General features: G+C 46.2%; 13 protein-coding genes and 5 tRNA genes. 3 read left to right on the forward strand and 15 right to left on the reverse strand.

The annotated features are described in order from the left end of the window. Positions 1-22 precede the first annotated feature (22 nt). The 10 genes from tgt to QNH28_RS23300 form a co-directional block, all read right to left on the reverse strand. Entirely contained in the window at positions 23-1,159 is a 1,137-nt protein-coding gene (tgt, locus tag QNH28_RS23255) for a tRNA guanosine(34) transglycosylase Tgt (protein WP_042130504.1), read from the reverse strand. 21 nt (positions 1,160-1,180) lie between these two features. After that, positions 1,181-2,209, reverse strand: coding sequence for a tRNA preQ1(34) S-adenosylmethionine ribosyltransferase-isomerase QueA (queA, locus tag QNH28_RS23260; protein WP_283908737.1), 1,029 nt, complete (start codon positions 2,207-2,209; stop codon positions 1,181-1,183). Between the two features lie 9 nt (positions 2,210-2,218). Then, a complete protein-coding gene (locus tag QNH28_RS23265; protein ID WP_283908738.1) occupies positions 2,219-4,321 on the reverse strand; it encodes a SpoIID/LytB domain-containing protein in 2,103 nt (700 codons plus the stop codon). A 33-nt stretch (positions 4,322-4,354) separates the two neighbouring features. Next, on the reverse strand, positions 4,355-5,362 hold the full coding sequence (gene ruvB / locus QNH28_RS23270; protein ID WP_283908739.1) for a Holliday junction branch migration DNA helicase RuvB: 1,008 nt from the start codon (positions 5,360-5,362) through the stop codon (positions 4,355-4,357). Between the two features lie 35 nt (positions 5,363-5,397). Next, positions 5,398-6,015, reverse strand: a complete 618-nt coding sequence (gene ruvA, locus QNH28_RS23275) for a Holliday junction branch migration protein RuvA (protein ID WP_283908740.1) — start codon at positions 6,013-6,015, stop codon at positions 5,398-5,400. After that, positions 6,012-6,515: a crossover junction endodeoxyribonuclease RuvC gene (ruvC, locus tag QNH28_RS23280; protein WP_283908741.1), complete on the reverse strand. Its 504-nt coding sequence runs from the start codon at positions 6,513-6,515 to the stop codon at positions 6,012-6,014. Before ruvC ends, ruvA begins: the two co-directional genes overlap by 4 nt. A 254-nt stretch (positions 6,516-6,769) precedes the next feature. Beyond that, positions 6,770-7,492 (reverse strand): BofC C-terminal domain-containing protein, encoded by a 723-nt coding sequence (locus QNH28_RS23285; protein ID WP_283908742.1) that lies wholly within the window; start codon positions 7,490-7,492, stop codon positions 6,770-6,772. A 116-nt stretch (positions 7,493-7,608) separates the two neighbouring features. Continuing rightward, positions 7,609-9,735 (reverse strand): CocE/NonD family hydrolase, encoded by a 2,127-nt coding sequence (locus QNH28_RS23290; RefSeq protein ID WP_283908743.1) that lies wholly within the window; start codon positions 9,733-9,735, stop codon positions 7,609-7,611. 11 nt (positions 9,736-9,746) lie between these two features. Further along, on the reverse strand, positions 9,747-10,907 hold the full coding sequence (locus QNH28_RS23295; RefSeq protein WP_283908744.1) for a dipeptidase: 1,161 nt from the start codon (positions 10,905-10,907) through the stop codon (positions 9,747-9,749). A 14-nt stretch (positions 10,908-10,921) separates the two neighbouring features. After that, complete coding sequence (locus QNH28_RS23300) at positions 10,922-11,896, reverse strand: ornithine cyclodeaminase family protein (RefSeq protein ID WP_283908745.1); 975 nt, start codon at positions 11,894-11,896, stop codon at positions 10,922-10,924. A gap of 184 nt (positions 11,897-12,080) precedes the next feature. Between QNH28_RS23300 and QNH28_RS23305 the strand changes: the two genes are divergently transcribed. The 3 genes from QNH28_RS23305 (at position 12,081) to QNH28_RS23315 (ending at position 15,898) form a co-directional block, all read left to right on the forward strand. Continuing rightward, positions 12,081-13,016, forward strand: a complete 936-nt coding sequence (locus tag QNH28_RS23305) for an aldo/keto reductase (RefSeq protein WP_283908746.1) — start codon at positions 12,081-12,083, stop codon at positions 13,014-13,016. A 555-nt stretch (positions 13,017-13,571) separates the two neighbouring features. Beyond that, on the forward strand, positions 13,572-14,762 hold the full coding sequence (gene fabV, locus QNH28_RS23310; RefSeq protein ID WP_283908747.1) for an enoyl-ACP reductase FabV: 1,191 nt from the start codon (positions 13,572-13,574) through the stop codon (positions 14,760-14,762). Positions 14,763-14,977: 215 nt separating this feature from the next. Beyond that, positions 14,978-15,898: an aldo/keto reductase gene (locus QNH28_RS23315; protein WP_283908748.1), complete on the forward strand. Its 921-nt coding sequence runs from the start codon at positions 14,978-14,980 to the stop codon at positions 15,896-15,898. Positions 15,899-16,017: 119 nt separating this feature from the next. Here QNH28_RS23315 and QNH28_RS23320 read toward each other — a convergent pair. From QNH28_RS23320 to QNH28_RS23340, 5 genes are all read right to left on the reverse strand, one after another. Beyond that, positions 16,018-16,090: transfer RNA gene (locus QNH28_RS23320), tRNA-Lys, on the reverse strand. An 80-nt stretch (positions 16,091-16,170) separates the two neighbouring features. Continuing rightward, positions 16,171-16,249 (reverse strand) — tRNA-Leu (locus tag QNH28_RS23325). A 19-nt stretch (positions 16,250-16,268) separates the two neighbouring features. Next, positions 16,269-16,345: transfer RNA gene (locus QNH28_RS23330), tRNA-Arg, on the reverse strand. Between the two features lie 10 nt (positions 16,346-16,355). Then, positions 16,356-16,430, reverse strand: a tRNA-Gly gene (locus QNH28_RS23335). A gap of 36 nt (positions 16,431-16,466) precedes the next feature. Further along, positions 16,467-16,539, reverse strand: a tRNA-Lys gene (locus QNH28_RS23340). Positions 16,540-16,542: the final 3 nt, after the last annotated feature.

A 16,542-nucleotide genomic window follows, 5' to 3' on the forward strand; every position in this document is an offset into this window, starting at 1 on the left:
AAACATGGACCTCAACGAAGCTTTAGAAGCCTTTAAGATTATCATATAATCCGTATTTAGCAAAAAACTCATCGCGAAAATCAAGCAGCCGATCTTCCTTGATGGCTTCGCGCACTTTACGCATCAAATCCAACAGGAAGTGCAAGTTATGGTATGTCGTCAATCTAAGTCCGAAGGTTTCATCGGCTTTGATTAGATGGCGCAAATAAGCGCGGGAATAATTCCGGCATGTATAGCAGTTGCACTCCGGATCAAGCGGCCCAAAATCGCGGGCATACTTTGCGTTGCGTACAACGAGTCTTCCCTGACTGGTCATCGTTGTTCCATTACGAGCAATACGGGTAGGCAGAACACAGTCGAACATGTCCACTCCCCGGATTGATCCTTCCAACAGCGCATCCGGTGAACCAACGCCCATCAAATAGCGAGGTTTGCCTTGTGGCAGCAGGGGAACTGTATAATCCAGCACTTCATACATTAGCTGCTTGGACTCTCCGACGCTGAGCCCTCCAATAGCATACCCCGGGAAATCCATGGAAGTCAAATCTGCCGCGCTCTGACGGCGAAGATCCTCGTACATACCACCTTGAACGATAGCGAATAGCCCTTGATCATTCGGACGAGCATGACTTTTCAGGCAACGTTCCGCCCAGCGTGTTGTACGCTCCAATGATTTTTTCACGTAGTCATATTCCGCTGGGAATGGAGGACATTCATCGAATGCCATCATAATATCAGAGCCAAGTGCGTTCTGAACTTCCATGGCTACTTCAGGAGACAAAAACTTCTTGTCCCCATTTAGATGGGAACGGAAATGAACGCCTTCTTCGGTAATCTTGCGCATGTCACTAAGCGAGAATACTTGAAACCCGCCGCTATCCGTCAGAATGGGACGGTCCCAGTTCATGAACTTGTGCAGTCCGCCTGCTTCACGAACAATATCATGGCCCGGTCTCAAGAACAGATGGTACGTATTGCTCAAAATAATATGAGCATCCATCTCTTTCAGTTCTTCAGGACTCATTGTCTTGACTGTAGCTTGTGTGCCGACTGGCATAAATGCAGGTGTCTCAATCACACCATGTGGAGTATGGACTCTTCCAAGTCTTGCTCCGGATTGTTTGCACGTTTTGATGTGCTCATAAGTAATTGCTGCCATAAGTTAACCCATCCTCTTACCTTAGTAAATAAACATTGCATCTCCAAAACTAAAAAACCGGTACTTCTGCTCTATCGCTTCTTCATAAGCAGCTAGAATATGTTCTCGACCTGCCAAAGCACTAACCAACATCACCAAAGTAGACTTCGGCAAATGAAAATTAGTAATTAACGCATTGACTACACTAAACTTATAGCCCGGATAGATGAAAATATCCGTCCAACCACTGCATTCCACAAGTGGACCGCCTTCACATTGTCTTCCGACGGTTTCAAGTGTCCGACAAGAAGTAGTGCCTACTGCAATAATGCGGCCACCTTGTTCCTTGGTAGCATTAATAGTGTCTGCTGTTTCTTGGGACATTACAAAAAACTCTGAATGCATAACATGCTCTTCAACCTTCTCAACAGACATCGGACGGAACGTACCGAGACCTACATGAAGTGTGATATAAGCGATATTTACACCCTTGGCTTCAATCTGTTCCAACAGTTCTTTGGTAAAATGAAGCCCTGCTGTTGGAGCAGCAGCCGATCCTTCGTGCTTAGCATAAACGGTCTGATATCGTTCCCGATCATCCAGTGTTTCCTTAATATAAGGAGGCAGTGGCATTGTTCCCAGCCTGTCCAAAATCTCTTGGAAAATACCCTGATAAATGAAGCGAAGCGTTCGGCCGCCCATATCAGCCTCGTCCTCGATAACAGCACGAAGCTCATCGCTAAAAATGATGACCGCTCCTGTCTTAAGCTTCTTGCCTGGCTTTACAAGAGCTTCCCATCGATCGTCTCCCAGATTCTTAAGAAGAAGCACTTCAGCTTTAGCCCCCGTATCTTCTTTAACCCCAAACAATCTGGCAGGAATGACTCTCGTATCATTCAGAACGAGCGTATCTCCCGGTCGAAAATAATTAATAATATCGGTAAAATGCCGGTGAGCCAGCTCCCCATCCTCCTTATTTACTAAGAGCAGTCTAGAAGAGCTACGGTCAGAGAGTGGTGTCTGGGCAATTAATTCTTCTGGCAAATGAAAATCATATGCGTCTACATTCATGGTCTGTCTTCATTCCTTAACTATAGTAACGTTCTGATAATAGTGTTGCAATATCTGCTGGTAATCATACCCGCTGTCAGCCATGCCTTTCACGCCCCATTGCGACATGCCTAGACCATGACCGTATCCTTGGCCAATGAACAGAAAGCCCGAACTGTTAGTAATCGCTCTAGCTGAGGAATCTCCGCCCATCACTACAGTTCCACTACCATTCACATTAACCTTACCTGATGCAGAGAGTACACCAGCGCTCTGTGAGCTTCCAATCGTGCTGGTAGCACCGTCAGCGCCTAATACAGTATAACTTCCGGCTGGTACAATATCAAACAATGTACTTGGCAATCCATTGAACGCCGAACGGAACATATCAGGATATTTCACATCCAGTGCCTGGCCATTTGCTTTCACCTGAATCGCTCTTCCAGAAGGACCGCGCTGAGTAACCTGCAAATTAAGGATGCTGGAAGGGAGTGTGCTGGTTGTTTTACCCTGCAAGCTTTTTAGAAGGTCGGCAGAAGTATATGGCCCTTTGATCCAGCTATAGCTGCCGGACTCATATACTTTATCTAGAACAACAGCATTCTCGCCTGGATTCAGCTTACCTACCGCACTAACACTACTCTCAACAGCAGGAAGGGGGCGTACATTGACATCTTTAGTGGTAGCTGTCGCTATGTCCAGTCCCGCTGCAGTTTTATTTCCTGTCAATTTAATGTTATCCTCACGTGCATATCCAGAGGTACCATTAGCGAGCAGTAAATAATACCACTTCTTAGCGGTTGCGCTAGCTGCGACATCCTCTTTGCTGGGAACGCTGGCAAATGCATCTCCACCATTGCCCCATACTTCCGATGGATCAGCTGTTATACCACCACTGTTCGAGGAGAACACAGCTTCCACTACTTTACCACCACTCATCAATACTTCACCGGCAGTAGTATCCACTGCCTTAATAATGCTTGGAGCCTCTGAACCGATTCCGTTATATACCTGACTCAATGTAGAATCTACTACATTCGCTACTTCGAAACGGTTGCCTTGCGCCATCGCATAACTTCGGGCGGCGACTGCCTGAGCCTTTAGGGCTTCATCCGGCCAGCTGGAGGAAACCTCTCCTCCAACCACTGCATACAAATATTGTTCCAGTGGCACTACATTGATAACAGCTAAGGAACCTCTCAAATTACTGAGCTCCATATTTCCACGGTAGGTACGCTTGGATCTTTCTTCGAGCTGAATCCCAGCCTCACTGCCAACTGCTAGAAATTTAGCATCATTTCCGGAAACCATATAATGATTAACCTGTATCTCGCTGCTAAAGTCCAGCCCAGCATCCAGGCGCATGATTAACCCAGGTGAAGTCGTAGCGGATCCAACTAGCTGTGGCATTACTGCAGACACTGCGGTCTGAACAGCAGCCAAATCTTTATCGTTCGCAGCTTCGCCTACCCATACCTCAAACTGAGCACTGCCATCACTTCCTGTGAGAAACACCTTCCAGGCATCAAAACCAGCAGCTGTAATACTGCTCAGAGCAGTATCAGCTTCTTGTTCCGAAGAATAGCGACCCGCCGATAGATGCTTATCCCCCTTCACCGCAGGGGTTTGATCAGCAGGAATACCGAGTCCTGCCTTTACTACACGGGCAAGCCCATCCTTGGCAGCAGCTTCACTGGCATAAACACCTGTATATAACTGATACACATTGTTTCCATTCCTAGCAATCATAAAAATCTGAGGCTTATCAGAGGTAGACTGAAGCTTTTTAGCCGCATCAGCAGCTGTTTTCCAGCTTGAAGTCTCCATTACCTTTACTCTGTATCCATCCACACTAACACGAATTCTGCTCTGGGCAGGCACTGATAACAAAGGTGTGCTCCCTGGTTGGTCTGACATCAAGGTGAAGCTTTGTGTCGATTGCATGGTTACTACTGGCACGGTGGATTTATATTTACTACCAATATCGGCATAAAGGGCAACTCGTATCGTACTATTAGAATCGGCATGACTGGCACCCGCAGGGATCAAGAGACTTCCCACAGCAATCGCAGCTGCTAGCAATCCTTTGCTTAGTGGAGCTATTCCTCTCCATTTCATCTTCGTATGCTTCATCCAGCATCCTCCTTTTTGAATGTAGTTACTGACTCAGTGCTGCTCCGGAGGGAGCGGAAGGCCTAAGTGATGATAAGCGGCCGGGGTTACAATTCTTCCACGAGGGCTCCGCTGCAAGAATCCTATCTGCAGCAGGTAGGGCTCATAAACATCCTCAATCGTCTGACTTTCCTCACCAATTGTAGCAGCAATCGTATCCAGTCCTACTGGACCGCCACGAAAGCTTGAAATCATCGCTCTTAACATCTTGTGATCGATGCTGTCCAGCCCACGTGGGTCCACTTGCAGCATCTTCAGGGCTTCCCCAGAAATCTCAGGGGTTATAATCCCATCACCGCGCACTTGAGCAAAATCACGGACTCGCTTCAATAGTCTGTTCGCAATCCGCGGCGTCCCCCGAGAACGAAGGGCGATCTCTTCCGCTGCATCTCCGACAATCTCAATCCCTAAAAGATCTGCATTTCGCGCAACAATGAAGCTTAGCTCATCTATGGTATAGTACTCCAAGCGGCTGACCACTCCGAAACGATCACGTAGTGGCGCTGACAGCAGGCCAGCACGGGTGGTAGCACCTATAAGTGTGAACGGCGGCAGATCCAATCGTACCGAACGGGCACTCGGCCCTTTGCCGATCATGATGTCCAGCGCGAAGTCCTCCATCGCCGGATACATTACCTCTTCCACCGTCCGGTGCAAGCGGTGAATTTCATCGATGAACAGCACGTCGCCTTCCTGCAGGTTCGTCAGCAAGGCGGCTAAATCTCCCGGCCGCTCTATCGCAGGACCGGACGTTGTTCGTAAATTCACACCCAGCTCATTGGCGATAATGTTTGCGAGTGTTGTTTTACCGAGACCTGGAGGCCCGTAGAGCAGTACATGATCCAGCGCTTCACTTCTCATTTTGGCCGCTTCGATATATATTTTCAGGTTTTCTTTTACCTGATTCTGTCCGATATATTCTCCTAGATAACGAGGGCGTAAACTTAATTCTACGGCTTGCTCGTCCATCATCAAATTAGCGGATATAATCCGGTCATCCATTCCTATCGCTCCCTTTCTTCAGGATGTGTTCGGCTTTACTTAGCAACATATAATAGCCCAAGTGCTTTCTTCATCAACACATCTACAGTCCCTGTCTCTGCGCCCTCTTTTTTCATAGCGAGCCACACACGGTCCAATTCACTTTCGGTATAACCTAATCCCTTAAGAGCGTCCCTAGCCTCTTGCCAAGCTAACCCATCCGTTGCTTCTTCCATTGGAACTGCAAATAATCCCGTTTGCATCGATGCCATACTGAGTCCGTCCAGCTTGTCCTTCAAATCTAGGATCATCCGCTGCGCCGTCTTCTTACCAATGCCCGGCAGTTTTGTTAGGAAGGTTATATTCTCTTGGTAAATTGCCGAGATCAACTGATCTGGAGTTCCACCTGTCAGTATTCCGAGTGCAACCTTCGGACCGATCCCAGACACCTCAATCAACTTGCGGAACAATTTTTGCTCCTCCCGAGTCGGGAATCCGAACAGAAGCGTCGCATCCTCACGTGTTTGATAATGGATGTAGATCGTTACAGGCCCTTCTACTTTAGCAAAAGCATAAGGGTTCGGGCAGAACACCCGATATCCTACGCCCTGCACATCAAGCACCACATATTCCGACTCTAAATGAACGACGGGTCCTCTTAAGAAATCTATCATTTTCGCAATACCTCATTTAATTTAGAATTAAGACTGCTCGAATGGGCATGACAAACCGCTACCGCGAGTGCATCCGCTACATCATCCGGTTTAGGAATCGCCGATAATTTCAGCAACAGCTTCACCATTTCCTGTACCTGCCGCTTCTCTGCCTTACCATAACCAACAACTGCCTGCTTCACCATCATAGGTGTATATTCCGAGACGGGTAGGCCACGCTGTACAGCAGCTAATATCGTCACTCCGCGGGCCTGTGCTACTGGCAATGCTGTTGTTACATTACGTGCGAAGAACAACTTCTCTATCGCTACAGCATCGGGCTTATATTTATCAATGAGCTGACCCACACCTTCATAGACATGCAGCAAACGTTCTTCCTCAGGTGTGTGAGCCTCAGTCTGGATACAACCATATTGGACTGGGGTCAACTTATGACCTTCCTTATCCACAAAGCCAAAACCGACAATCGCCAGCCCTGGATCAATTCCCAAAATGCGCAAGCACGATCTCTCCTCTATAACAGGCAGTTTATTCCACCGTTTTCATCCATTACTCCGCTATGAAGCGAACATATGTATTCCTTCAAACCATTATAGCAAAAATACCCCTTCCGGGAGAAAAAAAGTTTACCCTCTGATGCGAAATGACAACTTTAGGCCTACAATGAGCACCTCAAACTTTCTTATATTTGCAAAAAAAAGCTGCCCCATAGCCATTAACAATGACTTTAGGACAGCGCATATGCTTTTAGATGTTATTGCTTATTCTTCATGACATGTTCGGCAGCCTCGCGCGCATAGTCACTGAAAGTGGACAACACGCTGTTGTACTCTTCAATATCCTGCACACGAATCCCTTCATGGAGCTCTTTCCAAATACTTTCCGGCAGAGAGGATTTCAAGGAACCCATATCCATTTGAAAAAAGGTCTTCAGAACCTTTTCCTGCACCGGAGGCCCTTTAAATAATTTCAAATTCCCAAATGCATCGACACCGATATAGGCTTCTTTTTTCGTTAGGGTTGATAGATCATTCACTTTTTGTTCCAGCCACAAATCTCCCTCGCTGCTGATCCAACCGCTCCATGCAGGGTGCTCGTTAATTATTTTTTTTAGCTGAAGCGGGTTCTTTATGCCCGGCAATGTCTGAATTTCTTCCCCAGATACATACGATATTTTTAAATGAACGGTTCTGCTGAGTCCGCTTTGAGTGATCGTCTGCAACAGTTGTTCGTTATTTAAAGCACCCTTCTTCTCTTTCTCCTCACCGTTGTCCACGCCTACTTTAAATACAGCTGCGGCCAACTCGCTTTCGGCACTATCCGTCCAACTAGAATCCGTCAGCAGTCCACTGATTTCCTCAGGCACCTGCATACTGCGCCAAGCCAGTACAGTAAGAGCTAAACAAGCGGCCCCTACCCAAAGCGCCTTTTTCCAACGTCTCCATCGCTGCCAAAGTTGTTTTTTTATGCGCGACACGTTAATCCCTTCATTCTGGTTTTTCCCTATTGTGACCTGAGAAGGGATCATTTATGCGCTTTTTTGTGAATAATCGATATTTCATCCTAATTGCAAGGTTGACCTTGCAGTATAATTCAAGCGTTAGGAATAACCGGCAGCTTCACATGGCTTGGATATTCACTATTATGGTAAACGGTTTGCAGTACTGTAATTGCCTCTGTATCTTCATATGGGTTACCACCCGTATTCGTATTAGGGAACGCAACGAATTTACTGGATGAGGTAATCGAGAACCGAACTCGGTGTCCTACCGCAAATCTGTGGGCAATATTCGGCATGAAAATATCGTATTCCTCCACTTGACCTGGCGTGAGCAGTTCTGGTGCATCAAACCCATGACGATATTTAGCTCTAACAATATAGTTAGATAACCGGATAGAGTCTCCTTGTTCATTCACATCGCTAAGCGTAACTACCCAATCCGTATCCTTACCAGTGCTAGCGGCGTAAATGACAGCAGACAATTCGCCAGCTATAGTCAATTCTTCCGTCAACACCTCACTTGTGTACACAAGAATATCATTCCGCAGCTCGTACTTCCGCAAATTTTCAGGCTCCCGCTCACCGCTATCATTCATAGGATCATTAGGGTTATAGACGTAAGTATCTTCTGGAGAATGTTCCTCTGCCGCTGCGAGCAGCTTCCCATCTCCTTGTCCTGAATTAGCCCGCCCCCCACTGGAAAGGTAAAACGGCGTAGTTATAGCTTCAACTGGTGTCCAATCCTCCGACGTTCTCCATTGATTCTCACCAACGACATAATAAGAGGCTCTAGGCTCCTCATCTATTCCATTCGGAATGCCTTTAAGGAAACGGTCGAACCAGCGCAGTACGGAAACATCATAATCATAGACTACTGCATCATTGCCGAAGCTTACACCCTCATAGTCTCTGGCTCGGTTTGGCCCATGCTCCCATGCGCCCAGACGGATTTTACGGTTCGGCACATCATGTTCAGTCAACATTCTCCAAGTCTCCGATACACCAGGGCTGTCGCCGTCATACCAGCCTGAGATTACATACATAGGGACCTGCACCTGATCTCCGCGCTCCGTAAAGGTACAGTTTCTCCAAAAATCATCATACTCCGGATGCTGGCTCCACAGATCCCATGGTCCTGATGCTTTGCCGATCATTTGCTGAGGAATCTCCTTAATCGGTCTCGCATCAACGGCCGCTTCTGGGTTTACCGTAATCCCGCCAAAAATATCAAAATCCGTCCGGGTACCCACAGATTGTGCAAGCGTCCAAGACAAGAGTGGCCAAGAACAAAGCGTTCCCCCCTTACGCGCCGTATCTACAAATGGTGAGCCCACATTCACTTCATCTACAACAGCCTTCAAATTGGGGTGCCCACTGGTCGCCGCCGAGACAACCACGAAGCCCAGATAGGACGCGCCCCACATTCCAACATTGCCATCCGACCATTCCTGCGCGATTATCCAATCGATCGTATCATAGCCATCATCCCGTTCATTATAAAAAGGGATCAATTCCCCTTCCGAATCCGCCCGACCTCTAACGTCCTGTGACACCACTGCATAACCTTTATTAGCCCATCTCATAAAAATCTCTTTTTTCCCGTTACGGTCATAGCAGGTTCTCACAAGAATCGTCGGCAGCTTGGTTCCCGGCTGAATACCCTCAGGAAGAAACACATCTGTAGCCAGTCTCACACCATCGCGCATTGGAATCAGATCCGTACCCAAATCATTCACACCATACTCTGGCTTGGACAAAAGGGGATCATCATAAACAACCAGAGGCGTCAGCTTTTCATACCCAGCTTTAACAATCAGCTCGATGCCATACCGATTCGGGGTAAGAAAGGCAATAATCTCCCCATCCAAGGTCACAATATCCAGTGCCGTCTCTTTGCGCAGTGCCCATACTTGAGAGGTTTGTTCGCGGCCATCAATCACCGCCTGATACTGAATATGCTTTTGATAAAGATCACCGTTACTCAGAACTACCTCATCATTGGCCCATTCTGCTTTAGCGTAAGCGTCCATGTGTTCATGGATTTTTTGAAATGGAAGTACGGTCTTGAGCTGGCTATCCAGCACATTATCCTGCATTTGTGTTCGTCTGCGTGGATCAACCTTAGCGAGCATGATTTGTTGTTCCGTAAAATGTATTTTTCCTGAATAAATGCCAGAACAGTAGAAGTTAAATGTAGTAGTGTTCAAATATGTTGTCATCTATTTATCCCCTATCCCCAAATTTCTTCAAATACGCGCAGCCAGTTGCCACCCATGATCTTTGCAATGTCCTCATCCGTATAACCGCGAGCCACTAGACCTCTAGTAAAGTTGATAAAATAACTATATTTTTCAAGCCCAGCAACGGTTTCAGTAGAAGGACCGTCTCCTTTGGCGAATCCTAGCTTAGGTGCAATATGTTCTTTAAAATAAACCAATGACCAGAGCACATCGCTCATCGGCCAATCCGTTCCAATCCCAACATGATCCACGCCTACAAGCCGAATCACATATTCGATATGATCCAGCACATGATCAATGGTCGTATGGTTAGGATCTTCATGAACAAACCACGGCATAGCAAAAATACCGATGACTCCACCCGTCTTCGCTATCGCGATAATCTCTTCATCACTTTTACAGCGCATATGCGGATAGATCGCCTCTACACCTGTGTGTGAAGCAATGACCGGAGTCTTAGAATACTGGCAAGCATCGAGCGTGGTCTGTTTTCCACAATGTCCCGTATCTACAATGATCCCCAGCTTATTCAGGCGCTCAATGAATCTTTTGCCATAGTTCGTAATCCCAGCATTCGACTGTTCTGCACAGCCTGCACCGACCTGATTCTGATTGTTATAGGTTAATTGTAAAATTCTTAAGCCAAAATTATGTAACACATCTAATAGGTCTAAGTTTTTGCCTAAACCATCTGTTTCTTGTGCCGTGATAATACCCGCCTTATGGCCATTACGCTTGGCTGTACGAATGTCCTCAGCGGTTAATGCTTTTACTAACCAATCTGCGGAGTCGAACTGAAGCTGAACTTCAGCCATGCTAGTGACCATGCTTTCTAAGGATTCTAAGTGAAGTTCCCTGTTACCCGCGGTAATTCCCGATTTATACCATTCACTTTTATACTCGGGGATCTCACCGCTGGCCGACAGCTTTGTGATCATTTTTGCTGGCATGCTGCTGTATATCATCGGCTCATCTTTATAGGGCTCACACAGCTCTTTTATTTTTTCGGACACAGACTCTGGAATTGCGTTTGGAGATAAGGGGCCTTGAAATAGCAAATCAATATTAATGTTCTGCTCATGCAAATGTACGGCCCGTTCTTCGTCTTGCTCCGTCAACTTGAAATCATACAAACCTTCATATGTGCTCATCGTGTGGTCGCTCCTTAGAATGCAATTTCAATGCCTTTTTGTAATTTAACAGCTTCATTATAAATGAAGTTGGCTGCTGCTAAATCCTCTATCGCAAGTCCTAGTCCTTTAAAAAGAGTGATCTCATCAGCTGTAGCTCTGCCCTCAATACTCCCGCTGATCAATTCACCGATTTCACCGATAATATGGCCTGAATTAATCACGCCTTCGTTCAGCGGAATTAAATAATCCCCGGATTCATTATGCGCGGATTCCAATCGGTCTACATATAACTTAGCTAATCGGACGGTCTCCGAATCCAGCTCACGATCTGCTGGTCTGCAGGCTCCAACCGCATTGATATGTACACCGGACTTCAGCCACTCTCCTTTGAGTACAGGCTCTGTGGATGCTGTTACGGTACAAATGATATCTGCTGGGCTTACTGCCTCTTGAACAGACTCAGCCACAACGATCTCCACACCATATTTACGGCTCATCTCCACTTGGAAATCTTTTGCCTTCGCATGTGTCTTACTCCAAACTCTGACCTCACGAATCGATCGGACCAGTAGCATCGCTTCCAGATGACTTTTGGCTTGCTCGCCCGTACCTAGAATGGCAAGCACCTCTGCATCTTTTCTGGCCAGATAACGAGTGGCTACTGCGCTAACTGCCGCCGTACGGATTGCGGTAATCTTTTGTCCATCTACTACAGCTTTCAGAACACCGGTAGAAGAGTCGAATAGCGTAACAAGCCCTTGATGGGAAGGTAAACCTGAGCCATGATTGCTTGGAAATACACTGATGATTTTGGCACCTGCTACTTCTTCACCCTGCAAATAGCCCGGCATTAAGCCAATCAGATTACCTTGGTGCAGCGGGAGTACTTGTCTTAAGCTCTGTACGGCTTGTCCTGCGGACAAGTCCTTCAAAACGGATTCCATCACTGTGATGCAAGACTCCATTGCTAATAGCTCAGCCACTTCATTTTGATTAATAACTAGCATAAGACAAACCTCCTTTATTTCATTGTGACAACAAATGTGGGATTGCAAAATTATTCTTTATATCATAACTTATACGCTTTAAATATTCATGTATAAAGCTGGAAGTCAGCAATTTGTCTAACCGAGAGCTATTCGCTATACTTAATATAGTTCATATTCTATTTTAAGGAGCTGACGATTGATTATGTCTAGTAAAATAACGTTAGGTAGAACAAATTTGCAGGTACTCCCTCTCGGACTGGGTGCCAATGCTGTTGGTGGGCATAATTTATTTCCCGGCTTAAATGATGAGACGGGTAGAAACATCGTTCGCAACGCTCTTGAACATGGGATCAATTTCATTGATACCGCCTATATTTATGGACCAGGTAGATCCGAGGAATTGATCGGAGAAGTGCTGAGAGAAAGAGGTGGCCGTGATAATGTGGTCATTGCTACTAAGGGCGCTCACAAGATTACGGGCGATAAGGTTACAATCGACAACTCTCCGGCTTTTCTCAGACAGTCTGTGGAAGACAGTTTGAAACGCCTCCAGACCGATTATATCGATCTTTACTATATTCATTTCCCTGATGAAAGCACACCTAAGGATGAAGCTGTTGGCGAGCTTAAGAAGCTGAAGGATGAAGGAAAGATCAAAGCAATTGGTGTCTCCAACTTCTCCATTGAACAGCTGAGAGAAGCCAACAAGGACGGGCATGTGGATGTTCTCCAATCCCATTACAACCTGCTGCACCGTGATGCGGAAAAAGACCTACTCCCTTACACGCAGGAGCATGGCATTTCTTTCGTTCCTTATTTCCCGCTCGCATCCGGCCTTCTTGGCGGGAAATATAAGCAAGGCGATACGTTCAGCGACAATAGAAAGAACAACCCCATGTTCCAAGGAGAGACCTTTGCCAAGAACTTGGAGAAAGTGGACAAGGTTCGTCAAATTGCCGATGCCAAAGGTGTTGATGTCGCTCATGTGGTACTCGCCTGGTATTTGACTGTACCTTCCATCGATGCGCTAATTCCGGGCGCCAAGCGCCCAGAGCAAATCGTCTCGAATCTACAGACTCTGAAGGTTCAGCTGACACCAGAAGAGATCAAAGCGATTGATTCAATCTTTAAGGCTTAATAAAGCCTTATTTGTAAGTAATGTAAAGGGGGTTGTCCTAGAAGTCATGAAATGGCTACTGGGGCAGCCCCCTTTTAGCTTTGTTCAATTCGTTTGATCCCTCAGATTCGTTCGCTTTACCATTCGTTGAGTTCGTTTGACTTGTTAGAACACTTTCATTCAACTGATTCGATTCTTTAACTAACTTTTCACAAACGCAATCGCTCTCGGACTCAGCCGACCTTAAACGCAGCATTATTGCCCATTTCGCATCTTATCGGACTCCATAGCCCCAATTGGTATAAAAAACACCCAATATAGCCCCTTTTCTACGGAATAGCGTCACTGGAGTCCGAAACCCTTCTCAAAAGACTAAAAGCTCACTAATAACGTCATCTGGGTCCGAAAGCCTTAATAAATGATCAAGACTCGATAGCGCAGCTAGCCAACAAACCAAAATACAGGGCAGCGGATTCTTACCGAATATCCTAAATTCTTTGTATTAGTAAATATTGTTTGCTATACTTTCTCTGTGTATCAGTAGACTTAAATTTTTATACAAAGGGGAATTCCTTGATGATTATTCAACCTAAAACACGCGGATTTATATGTACAACAGCCCATCCAGAGGGATGTGCCAAACAAATAGAACAACAAATTGAATATGTAAAAGCACAAAAGAAAATTGAGGGACCTGCGAATGTACTTGTCATCGGTGCTTCTACCGGATACGGACTAGCTTCTAGAATTTCAGCTGCTTTTGGTGCTGGCGCCAATACCATTGGTGTGTTCTTCGATAAAGCTGCGGAAGGTCAGCGCACAGCTTCTGCAGGGTGGTACAACTCCGCTGCCTTCGAACAACAAGCAGCAGAGCTTGGACTCAAATCACACAGCATAGTTGGCGATGCCTTCTCTGATGCTATTAAAGAGAAGACCATTGAACTGATTAAAGCTGAATATGGCACAATCGATTTAGTTATTTATAGTGTCGCTTCACCTCGTCGTACCCATCCGGTAACAGGAGAAACCTTCTCCTCCGTTATTAAACCAGTGGGTACAGCTTATTCGAATAAAACCTTGAACTTCCATACAGGTGAAGTATCCATGACCACTATTGAGCCTGCTACAGAAGAAGAGGTACGTCAGACGATCGCCGTTATGGGTGGCGAAGACTGGAGAATGTGGATCGATCAGCTTCAAGCAGCTGATGTCCTTGCAGATGGTGCCACTACCGTTGCTTACTCCTACATCGGGCCTGAGATCACTCACCCTATCTATCGGGACGGAACGATTGGCCAAGCCAAGCACGATCTGGAACAAACTGCGATCCAAATGAATGACCTTCTTTCAGCAAAAGGTGGACGTGCCTTTGTATCCGTTAATAAGGCGCTCGTAACTCAGTCCAGCTCAGCGATTCCTGTAGTGCCCCTTTATATCTCTGCACTTTATGAAGTAATGAAGGAAAAAGGCCTGCACGAGAACTGCATTGAACAAATGTATCGCTTGTTCTCTGAGCACCTATACGGTGAAGGCAAGGCTACTACTAACGGAAGCTGCTTGATCCGCATTGACGACTGGGAAATGCGTGAGGATGTCCAGACAGAGGTTATGAAACGTTGGGACGAGCTGACAACCGATAATGCAAGTGAACTAGCTGATCTGGAAGGCTACCGCCAAGATTTCTTCAATCTGTTTGGCTTTAGAACAGATGGCGTAGACTACGAAGCAGATATTGATCCTAATGTCGACATTCCGAATATGTACTAAAATGATTCTGAACACTTCCATATATTAATTATGGATGTATAAAAAAGAGGTTGTCTGCAAAGTAGTGAATTCTACTGATGTGGCAGCCTCTTTTTTTGTGCTTTGCTTACAGCCTACCCATACGTCGTAGGGCATATTGGCTTAGCCTCCCACTTTGTGATATGGTTTGATAGAATACTGCAAGTTCTACTTACATTCGAAGGAGTGAATCACTCATGGTTAAGAAAATTAGTGTAGCGAATGGTGTACTTGACGTGTCCCAAATTTCGCTTGGCTGTATGCGGATTGCGGATTTGTCTGCAAAAGAGGCTGATACACATGTACATAGTGCGTTGGAGCTCGGAATAGACTTCTTTGATCATGCCGACATTTACGCAGCTGGCAAAGCCGAAGAAGTATTCGCAGGGGTACTCGAGAACAATCCTGGTATGCGTGATAAAATGATGATCCAGACCAAATGCGGAATCCGCAACGGTTATTTTGATTTCTCCAAAGAGCATATCCTACAATCCGTGGAGGGTAGCCTCAAACGCTTGAAGACCGATTATATCGATGTCCTCCTGCTTCACCGTCCTGACACGCTGTTCGAGCCGGAAGAAGTGGCTGAGGCTTTTGACATTCTGGAGAGCAAGGGATTGGTCAAACATTTTGGTGTCAGCAATCAGAACCCGTTACAAATCGAGCTACTGAAGAAAAATGTAAAGCAACCTCTGCTGTTCAACCAGCTGCAATTGAGCATTATGTTCACTGGTATGATTGATACCGGCTTCAATGTGAATATGACTAACTCCGGTTCGGTAGTTCATGATGGCGGGATTTTGGAGTATAGCCGTCTACATGACATGACCATTCAGCCATGGTCACCTTTCCAATATGGGTTCTTTGAAGGTGTATTCTTGGACAACGACAAGTTCCCTGAATTGAATGAGGTCATTAACCGCTTGGCAGCTGAAAAAGAGGTTACCAATACTGCTATTGCCATTGCCTGGATTCTCAGACACCCGGCAAATATGCAGCCTGTTGTAGGTACAACCAATACGCAGCGATTGCGGGATATTGCCAAAGCATCCGATATTACACTCACCAGACCAGAATGGTATGAAATTTACCGTGCTGCCGGTAATATCCTTCCATAAATATCAAAAGCCACGAAGTACGCTAATATCGTACCTTGTGGCTTTTCTTTATGACTATGATTGAACCCGAATAGCTCTAATTAAAAAAGAAACGGCATAAATGCCGTTTCTTTTAAGGATGGACTCTCAGGGGCTCGAACCCTGGACAAATAGATTAAGAGTCTACTGCTCTACCAACTGAGCTAAGAGTCCACAATATAATGATTTACCTTATTGAACTTGAAAAGCAAAAGCTCTTAGCTTAACGCATAAGAGCTTCGCTTGCTAATTGATACCGGCGAGAGGACTCGAACCTCCACGGTTTCCCTCTCGATTTTGAGTCGAGCGCGTCTGCCATTCCGCCACGCCGGCAAAGTATGAAGTTAAAAGATGGCGCGCCCTGAGAGATTCGAACTCCCGGCCTTTTGATTCGTAGTCAAACGCTCTATCCAGCTGAGCTAAGGGCGCAAAATTTATATGGAGCGGACGACGGGAATCGAACCCGCGACCCTCGCCTTGGCAAGGCGATGCTCTACCGCTGAGCCACGTCCGCACACGGTATGTATTGATGTCCGACTCACTAAAGAAGTGAGCCATGAAGGACTCGAACCTTCGACACCCTGATTAAAAGTCAGGTGCTCTACCAACTGAGCTAATGGCTCATG

Source organism: Paenibacillus sp. G2S3 (assembly GCF_030123105.1).
Classification (GTDB): domain Bacteria; phylum Bacillota; class Bacilli; order Paenibacillales; family Paenibacillaceae; genus Paenibacillus_AQ.